General features: G+C 57.6%; 13 protein-coding genes. 5 read left to right on the top strand and 8 right to left on the bottom strand.

Annotated features, from left to right (window positions below):
- Nucleotides 1–12 precede the first annotated feature (12 nt).
- Both PSR62_RS09740 and PSR62_RS09735 read left to right on the top strand, forming a co-directional pair.
- A complete protein-coding gene (locus PSR62_RS09740; RefSeq protein WP_274407577.1) occupies nt 13–444 on the top strand; it encodes a carboxypeptidase-like regulatory domain-containing protein in 432 nt (143 codons plus the stop codon).
- Nucleotides 441–959 carry a carboxypeptidase regulatory-like domain-containing protein gene (locus PSR62_RS09735; protein WP_274407576.1) on the top strand — a complete coding sequence of 173 codons (519 nt, stop codon included), beginning with the start codon at nt 441–443 and terminating at the stop codon, nt 957–959. Before PSR62_RS09740 ends, PSR62_RS09735 begins: the two co-directional genes overlap by 4 nt.
- A gap of 64 nt (nt 960–1,023) precedes the next feature.
- On the opposite strand, the gene PSR62_RS09730 is transcribed toward PSR62_RS09735, so the two are convergent.
- The 6 genes from PSR62_RS09730 to PSR62_RS09705 form a co-directional block, all read right to left on the bottom strand.
- Nucleotides 1,024–2,265, bottom strand: coding sequence for a Glu/Leu/Phe/Val family dehydrogenase (locus tag PSR62_RS09730; RefSeq protein WP_274407575.1), 1,242 nt, complete (start codon nt 2,263–2,265; stop codon nt 1,024–1,026).
- A gap of 31 nt (nt 2,266–2,296) precedes the next feature.
- Nucleotides 2,297–3,256 (bottom strand): cysteine synthase A, encoded by a 960-nt coding sequence (gene cysK, locus PSR62_RS09725; protein WP_274407574.1) that lies wholly within the window; start codon nt 3,254–3,256, stop codon nt 2,297–2,299.
- A complete protein-coding gene (locus PSR62_RS09720) occupies nt 3,238–4,251 on the bottom strand; it encodes a 2-oxoacid:ferredoxin oxidoreductase subunit beta (RefSeq protein WP_274407573.1) in 1,014 nt (337 codons plus the stop codon). The genes cysK and PSR62_RS09720 overlap by 19 nt, the downstream gene beginning before the upstream one ends.
- A gap of 72 nt (nt 4,252–4,323) precedes the next feature.
- Entirely contained in the window at nt 4,324–6,207 is a 1,884-nt protein-coding gene (locus PSR62_RS09715; protein ID WP_274407572.1) for a 2-oxoacid:acceptor oxidoreductase subunit alpha, read from the bottom strand.
- A 216-nt stretch (nt 6,208–6,423) separates the two neighbouring features.
- Complete coding sequence (locus PSR62_RS09710; RefSeq protein WP_274407571.1) at nt 6,424–7,932, bottom strand: hypothetical protein; 1,509 nt, start codon at nt 7,930–7,932, stop codon at nt 6,424–6,426.
- Nucleotides 7,933–8,021: 89 nt separating this feature from the next.
- On the bottom strand, nt 8,022–8,621 hold the full coding sequence (locus PSR62_RS09705) for a hypothetical protein (RefSeq protein ID WP_274407570.1): 600 nt from the start codon (nt 8,619–8,621) through the stop codon (nt 8,022–8,024).
- Nucleotides 8,622–8,793: 172 nt separating this feature from the next.
- Here PSR62_RS09705 and PSR62_RS09700 point away from each other — a divergent pair, with 172 nt between their 5' ends.
- Together PSR62_RS09700 and PSR62_RS09695 are read left to right on the top strand one after the other, a co-directional pair.
- Entirely contained in the window at nt 8,794–10,464 is a 1,671-nt protein-coding gene (locus tag PSR62_RS09700; RefSeq protein WP_274407569.1) for an adenylate/guanylate cyclase domain-containing protein, read from the top strand.
- A 53-nt stretch (nt 10,465–10,517) separates the two neighbouring features.
- On the top strand, nt 10,518–11,576 hold the full coding sequence (locus tag PSR62_RS09695) for a lysylphosphatidylglycerol synthase transmembrane domain-containing protein (RefSeq protein WP_274407568.1): 1,059 nt from the start codon (nt 10,518–10,520) through the stop codon (nt 11,574–11,576).
- On the opposite strand, the gene PSR62_RS09690 is transcribed toward PSR62_RS09695, so the two are convergent.
- Nucleotides 11,550–11,927 (bottom strand): diacylglycerol kinase, encoded by a 378-nt coding sequence (locus tag PSR62_RS09690; protein ID WP_274407567.1) that lies wholly within the window; start codon nt 11,925–11,927, stop codon nt 11,550–11,552. The genes PSR62_RS09695 and PSR62_RS09690 overlap by 27 nt on opposite strands.
- Nucleotides 11,927–15,253, bottom strand: coding sequence for an organic solvent tolerance protein OstA (locus PSR62_RS09685; RefSeq protein WP_274407566.1), 3,327 nt, complete (start codon nt 15,251–15,253; stop codon nt 11,927–11,929). The genes PSR62_RS09690 and PSR62_RS09685 overlap by 1 nt, the downstream gene beginning before the upstream one ends.
- Before the next feature lie 347 nt (nt 15,254–15,600).
- Here PSR62_RS09685 and PSR62_RS09680 point away from each other — a divergent pair, with 347 nt between their 5' ends.
- Entirely contained in the window at nt 15,601–17,058 is a 1,458-nt protein-coding gene (locus PSR62_RS09680; protein ID WP_274407565.1) for a sulfatase-like hydrolase/transferase, read from the top strand.
- The last annotated feature ends 20 nt before the right edge of the window (nt 17,059–17,078 follow it).

Here is a 17,078-nt window from a genome sequence, read left to right as displayed (position 1 = left end):
GAACTCAACTCGATGAACGCGTTCTCGCGATTTTTAACCGGAACGGCAACGCTTGCCGCTCTCACACTGATGACCGGATGTGGCCCTGAGCTACCTCCAATCGGCGAAGTCTCCGGAGTCATCACACAAGACGGCAAACCGGTCGAAGGAGTTGCCCTCGAGTTTGTTCCCGTCGATGGCGGTCGCCCCTCGATGGCAGTGACGGACGCCGAAGGTCACTACAGTGCGATGTTCACGGCACAAACCGACGGAGCATTGATCGGAAAGCACACCATTCGCTACGAGATCAACGGGCCTGCCGCTCCGATGCCTGCCAACCCCGACGCTGAGTTCATTCCAACGTCGAAGAAGCCGGACATGGGCGGCAAAGGCAAACTGCAACCCACCGAAATCGAAGTGGTGGATGGCAGCAACGAAATCAACTTTGAGTTCGTGGCTGGATGAGCCTTCTCCTTCGATGTGCGATTGGACTGGGACTGCTGCTCACGCTTGGATGTGAAGCACAACCTTCGTCCGAACTGGGGCAGGTGACCGGCACCGTTTCTCAAAACGGCCAGCCGGTCCCCAACATGGCACTCGAGTTTCACCCGGTGTCAGGCGGGCGTCCTTCGCTCGCCTTCACAAACGACAGCGGGCACTTCGAGGCGATTTATCTCGCCAATGTGCCAGGAGCCAAAATTGGCGTTCACACGCTGCGTTATGAAATGACGCCAGGCAAATTATCAGCCAACATCTCGCCTGCGGAGATGCTGACGATCGAACGCCCTTCGATTCCAGAAGGTGCGGTCCTCGATCAGACAGAAGTGACAGTCGAGCAAGGGACAAACCACTTTGTGTTCAACCTCATTCCGCCCTCCGAGGCTTCAGAGCCTCCCGCGGAAGACACGGAGACAACGCCCTCGCCAGAACCGGCAGCAGCCGATGACAAAGTGTCGCCGACGGAAACGACTGCCCAATGAGCCCTCGCCAGCCAGAATGATCCGCGGAGCAACCCTTCGCGGACATTGGGCTGAGCCAAGCCACCTAGGCCAAGCCAGCGAGTTCAGTCGCACGTCGGACGCGGGCAATTCCGATCATGTACGCCGCGGTTCGAAGCGAGACCTCTTGCTGACCGGCCATCTGCCAAACGTTCTCAAAGGCATCGTTCATGGTGCGATCCAGTTCTTGACGCACGCGGTCGAGCGGCCATCGATAGTGCTGGCGGTTCTGCACCCACTCAAAGTAACTGACCGTCACACCGCCCGCGTTGGCAAGGATGTCCGGCAGAATCGTCACACCACGGTCGTGCAGCGCGGCATCGGCGTCTGGATCCACCGGCCCGTTGGCCGCTTCGATGATGACTTTCGCATTGATGTCTTGCGCGTTCTTCTGTGTGATCACACCGCCCAAAGCAGCGGGGATCAGCACTTCCACGTGATCGAGTTTCAACAACGCGTCCAGCGGCAAATGCTCAGCTCGCTCGAACCCTTCCAGCAATCCCTTGGGATGCGAAAACTTGTGCCGCAACAACTCGGGGATGTTCAACCCTTCCGCGTTGTAATAAGTCCCGGTGATGTCCGAAACCGCCACAATTGGGAACTGAGCGTCGTGCAAGAACTTCGCGGCGTGTGAGCCCACGTTGCCAAAACCTTGAATCGCGACGCGGGTCTTCAACGCATCCATGCCCAAACGCTTGGTCAGCTTGACCGTCAACGTTCCCACACCACGCCCCGTCGCTTCTTCACGGCCCTTGGCCCCATATTCTTCCACGGGTTTCCCAGTGATCACCGCGGGATGAAAACCGTGGTACTTTTCCCATTGGTTGCGAAACCAGGACATCACTTGGTGATCGGTTCCCATGTCAGGCGCGGGAATGTCAGTGTCAGGCCCGACGATGTCGTGAATTTGATCCACAAACGCACGGGTCAAGCGTTCGATTTCCGAGCGAGACATCTTGCTGGGGTCGATCCCAATCCCACCTTTGGCGCCGCCATAGGGCAAATCCACCACGGCAGTTTTCCAAGTCATCAAACTCGCCAGAGCGCGAGTTTCGTCCAAATCGACCTCGGGGTGGAAACGCAGCCCCCCCTTCATCGGACCGCGACTGTGATCGTGCTGGACACGAAAACCGACATAATTCGCGAGGCGCCCGTCATCGAGACGGATGGTCACTTGGACCTGCACCTCTCGCTGGGGCATCAACAAAGCTTCTCGAAGATCGGAATCCATCTCCAAACGATCCGCGGCTTGCTCAAAGAAAATCCGCGTGGCTTCGAAAGCTTTCATCTTGCCTACCAGTTGTCAGTCACAAATACCACTACAAGCCTAGGTCACCGAACAGTGGTGTGCTGAGATAACGTTCCCCTAAGCTGCACATCACAGTGACAATCCGCTTGCCCTTCATATCAGGTCGCGCAGCAATCTGAGCGGCTGCCCACATATTCGCTCCGCTACTGATTCCCGCCACGATGCCTTCTTGCTTGGCGAGCTGACGCCCCCATTCAAACGCATCTTCATCATCCACCTGAACGACGTCATCGATGATCGACGTGTCCAAGTTTCCAGGAATGAAGCCCGCACCGATTCCTTGAATGCGGTGTTTGCCTGGCGACCCGCCACTGATCACGGGCGAGTGCTTTGGTTCCACTGCGAATGCCTTGAAGTCGGGGTTTTGCTTCTTCAAGTAACGAGCCACACCGGTGATCGTTCCCCCGGTGCCCACGCCAGCGACAATCGCATCGATCTTGCCATCCGTGTCGTCCCAAATCTCAGGGCCGGTGGTGGCTTCGTGGATCGCTGGGTTGGACGGGTTTTCGAACTGCTGAGGCATGAAGGCGTTGTCGGTCTGATCGACCAATTCCTGAGCCGTGGTGATGGCTCCCTTCATCCCGTCGCCAGCCGGTGTCAAAACCAGGTTGGCCCCCATCGCTCGCAACAACGCTCGGCGTTCCACCGACATGGATTCCGGCATCGTGAGAGTCAGCTTGTACCCTTTGGCAGCACAAACGAACGCCAACGCGATTCCAGTGTTCCCACTGGTTGGCTCAATAATATGCGTGTCGGGGTTGATGCTTCCATCACTCTCCCCGGCTTCAATCATCGCCACGCCAATGCGGTCTTTCACACTGTTGAGTGGCTGAAAGAACTCGCACTTGGCAAAGACCGTCGCGTCACCCGAAGGCACCAAGCGATTGATCTGCACCATCGGAGTGTCACCGATCGCGCGGGCAATGTTGTCAAAAGTTTTTCCTCGAGACATCAGGCTTTCACCTCCCATGTATCGCCGCTACGGAACAGCTCAGACAGATCGCCTTCGCCGCGTGCCGCTTTGGCTTGCGTGACTTGCTCGTTGATTTGATCGTTGTAGGTCGACACTCCCGCAACGCTTCGCAGAACACCAATTGGTTCTGGCATTTCTGGGTATCGCATTCGCGCCAACATCATCTGGATCGAAGGATTTGGATCGAGTGCATCGTGAATCAGCAAATCGTCCGCTGGCACGTCGGCGGTGTTGACGACTTCGAGGTGGCTGCCCACCAATCGAATGCCCTTGTCTCGCTCCGCACCGAAAATCAGCGGTTTGCCATGCTCCAGTTCGATCACATTGTCGGCACGTTGCTTGCGTTCTTGTGCGTATGCCATCGCCCCATCGTTGAACACGTTGCAGTTTTGATAAACCTCAACGAGTGATGTTCCTTTGTGCTCGGCAGCCGCCTTGAGCGTTTTGCCAAGGTGCTGAACGTGAGCGTCGATGCTGCGTGCCACGAAAGTGGCTTCCGCGGCCAACGCAACCGACAGTGGGCTCAAGGGGTGATCGATCGCACCCATCGGTGTGCTCTTGGTGACCTGGCCTTCGCTGCTGGTGGGGCTGTATTGCCCCTTGGTCAACCCATAGATCCGGTTGTTGAACAACACGATGTTGACGTCGAGATTACGACGCAAGCAGTGGATGAAGTGGTTGCCACCGATCGAAAGCGCGTCACCGTCACCGGTGATCACCCAGACCATCAGATCAGGGCGAGTCGACTTCAACCCGGTTGCGAACGTTGGTGCACGACCGTGGATGCTGTGCATGCCATACGTGTTCATGTAATACGGGAACCGGCTGCTGCAACCGATGCCGCTGACGAACACCGTTTTCTCGCGAGGCACGCCAAGATCCGGCAGGATCTTTTTCATCTGAGCGAGAATCGAATAGTCACCGCAACCAGGGCACCAGCGAACATCTTGATCGGAGGCGAAGTCGGCGGCCTTGAGGACAGGGAGATTCATAAGATTGAATGATGGAGTGGGGGTGGTTTGGCAGTGTTGAACGACGACGAAAACGAAGGGATTGGCGTACGCCTAACCCGCTTTGCTTTGCGAGTGCGTCGAAGTGTGTTTGCTGATGGCTTCCACCAATTCGGAGACAGCAAACGGCTTGCCTTGGATCTTGTTGATCCCAATGCAGTCCACGAGAAACTCAGCTCGCAGCAGCATTCGCAGCTGCCCGGAATTCAATTCTGGCACCACCACCGTCTTGAACGACTTCAGCAAGGTGCCGATGTTGCGAGGCAAAGGATTGATGTAACGGATATGAGCATGGGACACCGAGTGCCCCGCTTCACGACAACGATTCACTGCCGTGTGACAGGCACCGTACGTTCCGCCCCAGGAAACCACCAAAACGTCGCCCGAGGTCTCGCCGTTGACGTCTTGCTCCGGAATCCGCTCGGCAATCTTCGCGACCTTGGCCGCTCGTGTGTCGCACATGTGTTGGTGGTTGGCAGGATCGTAAGACACGTTGCCCGTGCCGTCTTCCTTTTCCAAGCCGCCGACCCGGTGCATCAATTCTGGCGTGCCAGGAATCGCCCACGGACGTGCCAGATTCTCGTTGCGAGCGTATGGCAGGAACGGCCCCTCGCCGGTGTGCTCTTGTGGATGGCTGCAAAGGATCGTGGGCAACTCGTCCATTTCTGGAATCTTCCACGGCTCGCTGCCATTGGCGATGTAACCATCCGACAGCAACATCACGGGGACCATGCATTCGACGGCAATTCGCCAAGCTTCGACAGCCATGGCGAAGCAATCACCAGGCGAACGAGGTGCCAAGACCGGCATCGGTGCCTCGCCGTTGCGACCAAACATGACCTGCAACAAATCGCTTTGCTCCGTCTTGGTTGGCAATCCGGTGCTGGGTCCGCCACGCTGAACGTTGATCACGATCATCGGCAATTCCAACATCACGCCCAGTCCCATCGCTTCACCCTTCAAAGCAATCCCGGGACCACTGCTGGCGGTGACCGCCATCGTTCCCCCAAAGGCGGCTCCGATGGTTGCCCCAATCGCGGCGATTTCATCTTCGGCCTGGAACGTGCGAACGCCAAAGTTCTTGAACTTGGTCAGCTCGTGCAAAATGTCCGAAGCAGGCGTGATCGGATACGTTCCGTAGAACATCTCTTTGTTGCTGATTTTGGAAGCCGCGATCAGCCCCCAAGCAAGGGCCTGATTGCCCATGATGTTGCGATAGGTCCCCGGCTCAAGTTCCGCTGCTTCGACTTGGTAGCTTTCACCGAACTCTTCAGTCGTTTCGCCATACGCCCAACCAGCCCGCAATGCCGCCACGTTGGCTGCAGCGATGTCAGGCTTCTTGCCGAACTTGGCTTCGATGAAACGCAGGGTTGGATCCAGCGAACGGCCGAACAACCAATACACCAACCCCATTGCGAAGAAGTTCTTGCAGCGGTCCGCGATCTTGGTCGACAGGCCATGCTCGGCAACCGCCGCCCGAGTCAGCTTGGTCATCGCGACCTTCACCACCCGGTAAGACTGATCGATCACGTCAGCATCCAGCGGATTGCTCTCGACCTTCGCGAGCTTGTATTCCTTTTCGTTGAAACCGTCTTCGTTGGCGATCAGGATCCCGCCTTTGCGAAGATCCGCAATGTTGGTGACCATGGCCGCTGGGTTCATCACCACCAACGCGTCCAGAGTGTCACCCGGCGTGAAGATCGCTTCGCTGGCGAATTGAACTTGAAACCCAGACACACCTGCCCGGGTCCCGCGGGGAGCACGAATCTCGGCGGGAAAGTCGGGGAAGGTGGCCACGTCATTGCCAGCCAACGCCGAAGTGTTGGTCAACTGAGTGCCCAGGAGCTGCATCCCATCGCCCGAGTCACCGCACAAGCGAACGGTGATCCCTGAAACGGATTCGATTTTTTTATTGGTCGTCGGCGTAGAAGTGGTCATGGATGCGAAATCGCCCTTTCGGGACGTTCAAGCGGGTCGACCCAGCCAGCCCGAAGGGCGGTTGAAGGCTCGGTCGAATCGAAAAGAGGGTAATATTTTGCCAGTAAGCGACCGAACAGGCGATCGAGCCAGCAAAAAGTGTTGGACTTTACGGATTGTATCGATCAATCCGGTTAGGAAACTGACCCGAATTCTAACTTTTTTCCCAATCCAGCGTCATACCCGTTCCATCTCACGAACGTAAACCGCCAAGGAAGTCTCGAACGTGGACGCGTCGATCTTGTACTTCGGGGCGGCGTCCGTGAACTGATTGCAGTGTTCCACCAACACCCGGTATAGAAAACGGAACAAATGCCGCGGCACTCGCAACGACTCAAACGCCGACAACATCCGCTCGTAAGACAGCGAATCGTCGAACAATTCTTTGGGATCCGGATGTTTCCCCTCCGCCGCACACGCCAGCATCCGTGAACGCGTCAGGTCGTACAGCGATTCACCCGTCCAAGAAAAAGCGGGGATGACATTCTGCTTGTCCAACCGGGCTCGCTCGTGAAACTCACGTGTTTCGCGTTCCGTGTCGCGATAAAGTTCCTCCGGTAGCATCAATTTGAAACCCATTCCGGGGTGCTTCAACAATTTGTTGTCCAGCAACGGCCACACAAATCGACGCATCAATTCCGGCTTGCCGCCGGTCATGTGGGGCTCGTCGACTCGGTCCATCAGCACAATCACACCGTCAAATCCCAAACGTCCCAGCAACGACTGAAACTTCCGCAGCAATTCGTAGCGGTCGTCGGTGCGGTCATAACGTGGCAGCGGTTGGCTGGCGAGTTCCTTCGCTGGGAACTGCATCAGAACCTTGCGAACCGAAGACGTCTCTCGTTTGCCCACCCGCATGTGACGGTGAATGCCCATCGCCGCGAACTGATTGCGGCACCACCGGATCAAATACGGCAGCTTGCCGAAGATACACAGCAGCGGAATGAACCACAGCAAATTCCAAGTGCGAACGCCTTCTTCATCGGCAGAGGCCCAGAACAGCCAACCAAAGACGGCGACAACCAAAACGCACCAGACGGTGGCAAACCAGAAATCCAGGGACGCGTTCCAGTTCGAATACCCCAGTCGCTTCCGCAATTGCTCGAACCGCCCCGAGAACGTCGACGCAGTCGACTGGTCGTAGGAAGCGGCCAGCAACAACAAATCGCGAGCGTCGTTGCGGTCAAGCTTGGATAGCTTTGCCGTATCAATTCGATTTCCGTTGTCGGTTTTGGGCCGATGTGAGTCGCCTTCCAACAACACCTGATCGACCAACTCGGTTACCCCCAGGCACAGAATTGCATCCATGTGGTCCCACAGACGCCAGGCATCCAGAGCCTTCTCGGGCTTCCGCGACGCTCGGCGTCCCAGTCGTTCGCAGAAGTGATCCAGGAACGGATTGAAATCGTCATACCGAATGATGTAGACGCGACCGTCCGGATTTTGGGCGTTGAAATGCACCAAATGCCGGTCGACCTGCAGACGCATCGCGGTCTTGCCGCTGCCCTTGGGCCCAAAAATGATCGCCGTCGCCGGCTCAGTCGGGTCCCCGTACACCTTGTCCCAAGCCGGGTGGTACGCATTCTGAATGCAGTGCTGCTTGAACACCGGGTCGGTCTGTGCATCCTCCTCCGCGAATGGGTTGCGAGCGATGCCGTGATGTTCCAAAAAACTTTGTGTGTTCAAAGGATCAATGTCCGAAAGGAACGACCAAAAGAGCCGGGGGTTTCAAAAGTGCCGCTGCGACCACAGACGGCACGCTGAGCACAACAGTTTCACTCGCCAATCGAAGCGATCATTTTCTTGAACGCATCGCGATTGGATTCGATCAGGGTGCGGGGGCCGATCATTTTCACGAAGTACTTGCGGCCTTCCGGGTGAACCAAAATCGCCCCCAGCATGCCGTAGTCTTCGCGTTTTACAACGCGCCCGCCCGAAAAGGGGCCGCCGCCCATGGTCTCGCTGAAGTTGCCCGAAATTTCAATCACGTGTGTTTGCCAATCACCCTGCTTCTTTTCTTCGGATTCGCCAATCTTCTTGTCCGAACCGCTGAACTGATTCTTCCAGCGTTCGAGGTTGGCTTTGACGTCGCCGCCGGCCGCCATCATGGTCATCCGAGCCGAGGGGGCGTCGTCGCCTTCGCCTTCTTGAATTGAAAATTCGTGCTCGATGATCCGGCTGCGAGGCGTCGTTTTCTTGAACGATGCTGGCACCTCCAACGATCCCGCTCCGAAGACATCCACCGTGACGGGCTTTGCCGTGGCTGCGTCTTGAGCTTGAGCGTTGGTTGGGTTTGCGACCACAACCAGCAAGAAGGCTGGCAGAGCCAAACTGACGACACAACGATTGAGAACACACCGATTCAAAACGGACATGGAGCACCTCGTGGAAGGACGAATGATACGAAATCGATTGGATTCGATCTCAGGCTCTCCACCATAGCAATTCACGCACCCAATTATGAGGGGCTGGCAAAGAAACAGTACACTGCCGACTTCCGCCAGCGACCCACCCAGGTTGCCTGTCCATTCCGCGTTGAAACGTCCGATGTCGCCACCACCCGCCGAATCACCTCGCCGCTGGACTTGGGCTCAACGTCACGCGATGTTTCTGGTCGGGGTCTCGCCGATCATCGCCAATGTGATCGGCAGCGTCTTCAACATTCTTTACAACCAAACGCAGATCCAGCCGCTGCTGTCGCCAGCACAAATGGACCGTTTCCATGCCTGCTGGCAGGTTTTCAACCTGTTCGTGTACCCGGTCGCGATCGCCTGCTACGTCGTTCCCCTCTGGCAACTTCGCCGCGTTCACCGAGCGTTGCTGGATCATCAACCGGTCGATCCAGAAATCCTCGCCACCGCCCGCCGACGAGTGATCCATTTGCCGTGGTGGTTCCTGCTGGTCGCCGCGATCGGTTGGCTGTCCTGCATCCCCGTTTTCCCACTGGCCATCGCATCCGCGGGCGAGCCCCTGTCCGGATTGGTCGTTTGGCACTTGATCACCTCCTTTGTGATCGCGTCCCTGATCGCTGTCACGCAGAGTTTCTTCGCCGTCGAACTCACCGCGCAGGCCACCTTGTTTCCGGTGTTCTTCCAAGACAGCAATCCAGCCAGTGTTCCCGGAGCCGTTCCGCTAAGCATTCGAGCGCGCGGAATTCTGTGGGCGTTCTCCGCGGTTGTCTGCCCGGTGATCTCGCTGGTGATGCTGTTGATCGTGCCCGACGCAGCCAACCTGTCGCCGATGTTCGGTGTGACCGTGGGCGTCGTCGCGATCGCATTTGGACTGATCACCAGTTGGATGCTCGGGCGGTGGGTCACCGCACCGGTGATGCAATTGCAACGGGCCGCATCCAATGTCGCGCGAGGCAACCTGGACGTTCGCGTGAAGCTCCTTCGTAGCGACGACTTTGGACACTTGATCGAACGTTTCAACCGGATGGTCGACGGATTGCAACACCGTGAAAAACTGCAGGAGACGTTTGGTCGCCATGTCGGCCGCGAAGCCGCCAAACAGATCATGAACCAAAGCGATGGTCTCAACGGCAGTGAGCAAGTCATCTCGGTGATGTTTGTGGACGTCCGCAACTTCACTCGCCAATCATCCAAGCTTTCGCCAACGCAAGTTGTTCATGCACTCAACCTGTTCTTCCAAGAAGCGGTCGAAGTCATCGAATCCCACGGCGGCATGGTGAACAAGTTTTTGGGCGACGGCTTCATGGCGATCTTTGGTGTTGGCGGTAGCGCGGTGGATCACGGCGCCAAAGCAGTCGCGGCGGGCCAAGAATTGGCAACCTCGATGGCCGACAAAAAGGCCCTGATGCAGGAAGCCGGCTGGGAAGAATTCGCGATTGGAATCGGCATCAACACGGGACCGGCGGTGGTCGGCTGCATCGGTTCCCCCAAGCGACAGGAGTACACCGCGATTGGTGACACCGTGAACATCGCCTCGCGAGTCGAGTCACTGACCAAGTCGCTGGGCCATTCCCTGCTGATCACCCAGTGCACGCGAGCGACGCTGCCAAATTCATTCCCCGCAATCCCGTTGCCTGAGCAAATGGTCAAAGGCAAAACCACCGCCCTGGCGGTCTTTGCGGTCCCCGATCATTCTGAATTGCCCAACCGAACCGCCGAGTCAGATCCAGTCGACGACAGGTCTGAGTCGACCTCAGCAACAGCGATCTCCGATCGGGAAATGCAGAACACCCGGGAGCGTTCCTGAATTGGGACCGCATCGCCTATCCGAAGCGATGATGGCGAATTATTCTTGCCGGCATGCCCGAACACTTTCAACGCTACGCGATCACCCTGGTCAAATTCGCGGTTCCAGTTGCCATCATTTGGTTCCTGCTGAGCCGGATCGAACCCGCTCAGTGGGATGATCTGACCGCCCGGTCCATCAACCTTCCTTTGCTGGTCGGTGCGCTCGCTGTTGCGATCTGCGCCCTGTTGGTTTCGTTTGTTCGGTGGTGGGTTTTGGTTCGCTGCCAAGGCATTCCGCTCAGCCTGATGGAAGCGTTGCGGTTGAGTTCGATTTGCTTCCTGCTGAGTTTCGTCTCCGCCGGCAGCGTGGGTGGTGACCTCTTCAAAGCCGTCTTCTTGGCCAGGCGTTCGCCAGGAAAACGCGTCGCCGCGGTCGCGTCCGTGGTCGTCGACCGGGGCGCGGGGCTGTACGGGTTGCTGCTGCTTGTTTCCGGTGGATTGCTGATTCACCAATCGCAAGACCCGTTCGAATTCAACGGCATCACGATCGCTGACATCAAGGTCATCACGATCGCATCGCTTTCCATTGGCTCCGCCATTCTGGCAATGCTGGTCTTCGGTGGCAAATTCGTTGACACGCTGCTTCAACGTGGCGAGAAACTTCCCGTCGTCGGTTCGCTGATCGAGCACGTCGGTCCGCCGCTGCGAATGTTCCACCATCATCCCTGGGCGTTCGCGTCGTCCCTGCTGATGAGTGTTGTTGTGCAAGGCCTGCTGGTGATCAGCATGTATCTGATCGCGGTTTCGATGTACGACTTGCCTCCGACACTGGCCGAACACTTCGTGATCGTTCCGATCGGCATGTTGATGTCCGCGCTGCCACTCACACCTGCCGGAGTGGGCGTGCTGGAAGTGACCATCGAAACCCTCTACCACATCGTTCCCGCAAAAACGACCGATGCATCGGGGACACTGGTCGCCCTGGCGTTTGAATTGGTGAAGGTCGTGATGGCGATCATTGGCACGATCTTCTACTGGACGGCCGGACGCGAAGTCCAAGAAAGCCTCGAAGAAGCCAACACCAGCGAATCCGGCACCAGCGAGTCAACTCCCGAGCAGTCGGCCACATAGCGGCGGCAACAGCACGATCAATCCGACCGCCACAGCCGCCAGACTCATCACCAACACAGCGCCCGCCGCGACATCGAGTGCCTGCCCGATTCTCGGGTGATGCTGCGGGTGCAAAACGGAGACCAGCAACTCAATCGATGAGTTGAGCAACTCCGCCGTCAACACACCGCCGATCGCCAAAATCAAAACGGCCCATTCGACAGGGCTCACGTTCAACCAGGCCGCCGCCGCGATCACCGCCGCAGCGACTGGCAAATGAACCCAGAAACTGCTTTGTCCACCACAGGCGAACCAGACCCCCAGCGTCGCGCAGCGAAACTTCGAGGCCCAGGATCCTGGTTTCGAAGTCATCACTCCAGCCCTTCGACGCCTGGCGGAGGAATCAGCTGACCGCCCAATCGCCCCAACCGACTGGAGGGCAAGAAGCGAGGTTCCACCATGAAACCGATGCTCGTGTTATCACGACCGGCGTCGACATTGGCCGCCAATTGAACCAAGAACGATTCGCCGACACGGGTCAGTCCCAATGTCTGACCAACGTTGCCAGTCTCGCCGAAGTCATACACGTTTCCGGCCGAGACAATCCATTTGTGATTCAAACGGTAGTCCAAACTGGTCCGCAGCACCGTGCTGCTGACCGGCCCTTCGATCGACAACAATCCAACATACAAATCCCCCAGACCTGGCCGACTGGTTCGGAACCCGGCACTGATCGAACGAAGTCCATTGTCGAAGGAATCGATGTAGCCATCGCTCAACAACGTGAACCGATCGCCGATGTTGTACTGGGCGTCAAACATCGTCGGCCCCAGCGTCTCGCCGAAGTTATCGCGATCCTCTTTGGGGTACAAAATCGTTTCCATGTCGAACCGGAACAAATCGACGATCCGTTCGCGTCCTGGCAAGCCACGTTTGGTTTGAAAACGATGCTTCATCCCCAACCGCAATTGCTGCAAGTCGTCGACAACCGTGTCGCTGGAACTGGTCACGTTTCGCTGCATGCCCTGCCGGAAGGCATAGTTTCTCGGATCAAACTGCGGTGGCAAAGTGCCTCCGAACAATGTCCCAGTGAACACACGCCGAAATTCTTCTTGAGCGTTGTCATCCAGCGAATCGTAGTACGGCAACTCGTCCATGTCCGTGTCGCTGTCAGCGTAGAAGTACTCCGCCGACCAATCGATTTTGTGAGCCAAGCCGCGAATGTTCAGCAGCGAGCTTTGGATTGTCGGATCGACTCGCGACATCGGCAGGTTCAATCGCAAACCACCGCCGCCCCACAGTCGCGTGAGGTCATCGCCGTCGGCAGCCTCGCCGTAGTAAGCCGCTTCGCCGATCGCAAACGGGATCACTTTGACGGGGCCAGCGTCCAGCGGAGCCGAGATTTCTTGTCGGGTTCGTGTCACCACACCTTGCCGGTCCAGTTCGCCAGGCAACGTGTACGTGCCCGCCGCAATCACCGGGTCTTCCGGAGTGTCAGCAACCTGCAAGTGCTTGTAGCCAATTTCGTTGTGCATCGACCAAGTCAGTGAATCTCCCAAGATCGATCCGCCGAGCGCGTAGTGTTCGATCGTCGGCAACTCTTCGGTTTCCATGAAGAAGTCGTTGACCTGGAAGTTGGCCGCAATGTCCAACATCTGCGAACCGGCGTACTTCCGGAATCGCAATCCAGTCCGCTGATCCGTGTCTTGGTCCCATTCCGATTCGAAGTACTGTTCCAGGAAGTTACGGTCACTCAAGTAGCCAACCTCGGCGATGAATTCCCAATCGCCAGGCAAGTGATGCCGATGCCGCAATGTTGCGCGACCGCGATAGGTTTCTTCCGGTTGCAAATCTCGACGGCCTTGTCCCAAGACATCCAACCCGTCGTCTTTCATCAGGTAACTGTCATAGGTTCCAGATGCCGGTCCACCAAATCCAAACAGACTGGGCAACGCGTAGGTTGTTCTTGTCCCCACCGCTGGCCCGCGTTCGCTCAAGTAATCGGTGAGCAAAGTCGTCTCGACACCCGCGGGCGGATTCGTGAACCCAAGCAGTTGGAACAGGTCCCATTCCAGCAGCACCTGCGAACCAAAGATATCGTCATTCCGGACATCGGCACCGGTCAGATAGAACGTTGGCTTTCGAAGCGGGGTCGTGAACCTTGGCCAAGCCAGCACGGGCACGCCGCCCAAGTACACGAAGTTGCCGCCGCTGGTGATGATCGGTTCGCTGTCTGCAATCGGTTGTCCCGTGATTGGATCGGCACGCACGATCGCTCGCTGTGTCAGTTCCAATTCATTGCTCTGCAACCAATAGCGAGGCACACCCATTCGGCTGCTCGTGAAGGCCGCGTCAATGGCTCGAAAGTTGCCTCGGTTGATTTGTTGCATCACCTCCGCTTTCAACCGCACCGTTCCTTCATACTCAGGAATCGTGGTGATGGTTTCAGCGTCCAGGACCATCCCAACTTCGCGAGTGACGTTGTAGTACATCGACTCGGCGTAAATGATTCGGTCGCCTTGCCGGAAAACGATGTCGCCTTCGAGGTACAGTTCCCCTTCGCTGGATTGAAAGTCTTGTGTGCCTTGGAACACATCACTCAATCGAGGCATCCAGGCAACGATCCGATTGGCCGACAACGACACCGTGCCCAAGGGCATGATCTCTCCGCTGGGCAAACGAGCCGATACGTCTCGCACCAAAACGGTGACTCCGCCACGTGCGATGACAACCGACTCATTCGTGCCGGGACGATTGATGTACTGAAGTTCCGCTGGGGTGTTCGAGCCTCGAGAGAAAACCTCGATGGCTCGCGTTCCACCGCCGACAATGAACGGCACGCCACCTGTGGTCCCACCGCCCGGCGTCGCGATCGCGGGTGGCGGAGTCTCCATCACAGGTGGTTGAAAACTCTGAACGGGAGCTGGCAGGGTCGAAACCGCTGGCGGGTCGAGCACCAACCCGCCAGACGGCAAATTGGGTTCGCCCATCACGGGCTCGAGATACTGAACCGGCTGGACGGGCTGCGAGGGCTCCGTCCCAGACTCGTTGCCGGGCAGGCTCTGCGCCGCTTGCTGGACGGGACTCCTCCCAGACGGGGTCGTTGATTCGGGACGGATCCCCATCTTCGTCCACCAATCCGCTGGAATCTCCGCTCGTCCGCGGTATTGATCGGCGCGGACGATTGGGACCGACGTCAGGCTGACGGTTTGAACAATGGGTTGTTCCGTCGTCTGGCCTGGCCCCAGTTTCACTTGGTCCATCAACAGATTCGCCGTCAGATTCTTTTGTTTTCCTGACAATGCCACCAAGATCGCAGCGGCTTCGTATCGCTTGCCTTCAAATTGCAATTCAACGTTGCCCAGCAGCAACGTGCACTCCCGCGAGCCATCCTGCCAGCGGTGCACGGCGTCGCCGGACAACTGCAGGGTCTGTGAAACATCGGTGACTTCGTACACCGAACGCTCCGTGGCCTCTTGCGCGAGAGCCGGCGAGAGACCCGCCAGCACGCAAATCGCGGCACCAATCCATGCGGCAATCGTCGCCCGACTCGATCCGAATCGCGCAGCAATCAACCTCGCCAGCGGTGAGTGTGTTTCACGCGAAGGACGAGGCAAGGTGTCGAAAGGTTGGAACCGATCAGCCAAGCGGGTATCAGCTCGAACGGGAAATACGGATGGAATGACTGCACAGACCAACGCGAAACGAATCGCGCGATCCTGCCGCGACCCTACGAAAGCCAATTGACCACCCACAAGCCAAATTCTGCTGGAATCAGCCCAGCCGCCTGGACAACCTCGCCACCAGCACGCCAGGCCGAGAAAAACCCGCCCCCAAGCAGGTCGTCAGGAACGATCGGGGATCACTCCGTTCGCCGGGCGTCAGCTCCGGTTGCGTGTGAACCGGGCGAACGCCAAAAGGGACTTCGCCCTTCCAAGACACGCCCAATGCACCAACGTCGTTTCGTCTAAAATGCGGCCTCCACCTTCCTGGGACGACGCACTCTGCCGTGCCCCCGCCTCCTTCCTAAATCCCTCCATTCGCAATGCCAAGCAATTCGTCTGCTCTGCCCGCCTCTCCGCTGCCCCTCCGGCACCCGCTGATCCCAGCCTGTCTGTTTCTATTCGCGTCGGTTGCGGCCTTCGGCGTTTCCACCGACCAAGCCCGTGCCCAATCGCCTCGCCCCAACGTCGTGATGCTGTTGGCCGATGACCTCGGGTACCGCGATGTGGGCTGCTACGGCGGTCCCGTTCAGACGCCCACGATCGACCAATTGGCTGCAGACGGAACCCGTTTTGAACAGTTTTATTCGGGCTGCGCGGTTTGCTCTCCATCGCGAGCCACACTGATCACCGGTCGCCATCACATCCGCGCCGGAGTCTACAGCTGGATCCATGATGAATCCCAGAACTCCCATCTTCGTCTGCGAGAAATCACCCTCGCAGAGGTCCTGCGGGATGCCGGCTACGCGACCGCTCACGTCGGCAAATGGCACCTGGGACTGCCAACCGAAAACCGAGACAAACCCACCCCCGATGAACATGGTTTCGATCACTGGTTCGCGACTTGGAACAACGCCCAACCCAGTCACCACAACCCCGACAACTTCATTCGCAATGGAGAACCAGTCGGTCAACTGGAGGGTTACTCCTGCCAACTGGTCGCCGACGAAGCGATCGGCTGGGTGGATCGCCACCGCGAATCGGAACCCGAGCAACCCTTTTTCCTGAACGTTTGGTTCCACGAGCCGCACGCCCCCATCGCAGCTCCCGATGAGATCACGCAGAAATACGGCAAGGTGGACGACAAAGCCGCGGTCTACTCCGGAACCATCGACAACACCGACCAAGCCATCCAGCGACTGCTTGCGAAGTTGGATTCCATGGGCGTTCGCGAAAACACGCTGATCATCTACGCCTCGGACAACGGCAGCTACCGAAGCGACCGCGTCGGCAATCTTCGCGGGCAAAAAGGTGTCAACTGGGACGGCGGAATTCGCGTGCCGGGCATCTTCCAGTGGCCCGGACACATTCCCGCCGGAGTTATCCTGGACCAGCCCGCTGGGTTGGTCGATGTGCTGCCCACGATTTGCGGGCTGCTGAAATTGACGCCACCAGAAGTCCATCTCGACGGCAGCGACCTTTCCCCCCTGCTGACAGGTCATCCCGATTCATTCCAGCGTCATCAACCTCTGTTCTGGCATCTTCAACGATCCAAACCAATCGTGGCGATGCGAGACGGCGACTATTCGCTCGTCGGCTTTCGTGACTATGAAATGTCAAACAAGAACATGTTCGAAGAGCAGTGGATCCCGGCAATCAAAACTGGCTCGTATCACAACTTCGAACTGTACAACCTGAAGGACGATCCAGGCCAAACCAAGAACCTGGCCAAAGAACAACCCGAGCGAGTCGAAGCGATGAAGCAACAATTGCTTCAGATCAACGCCAGCATCATGAAAGACGGGATGGACTGGCAACTCGGTCCGGACGAGCAGAATTAAGCAGGTACGCAGGTGTCATC

The organism is Rhodopirellula sp. P2 (assembly GCF_028768465.1).
GTDB lineage: Bacteria > Planctomycetota > Planctomycetia > Pirellulales > Pirellulaceae > Rhodopirellula.
This window is presented reverse-complemented; position numbering and strand designations above follow the sequence as displayed.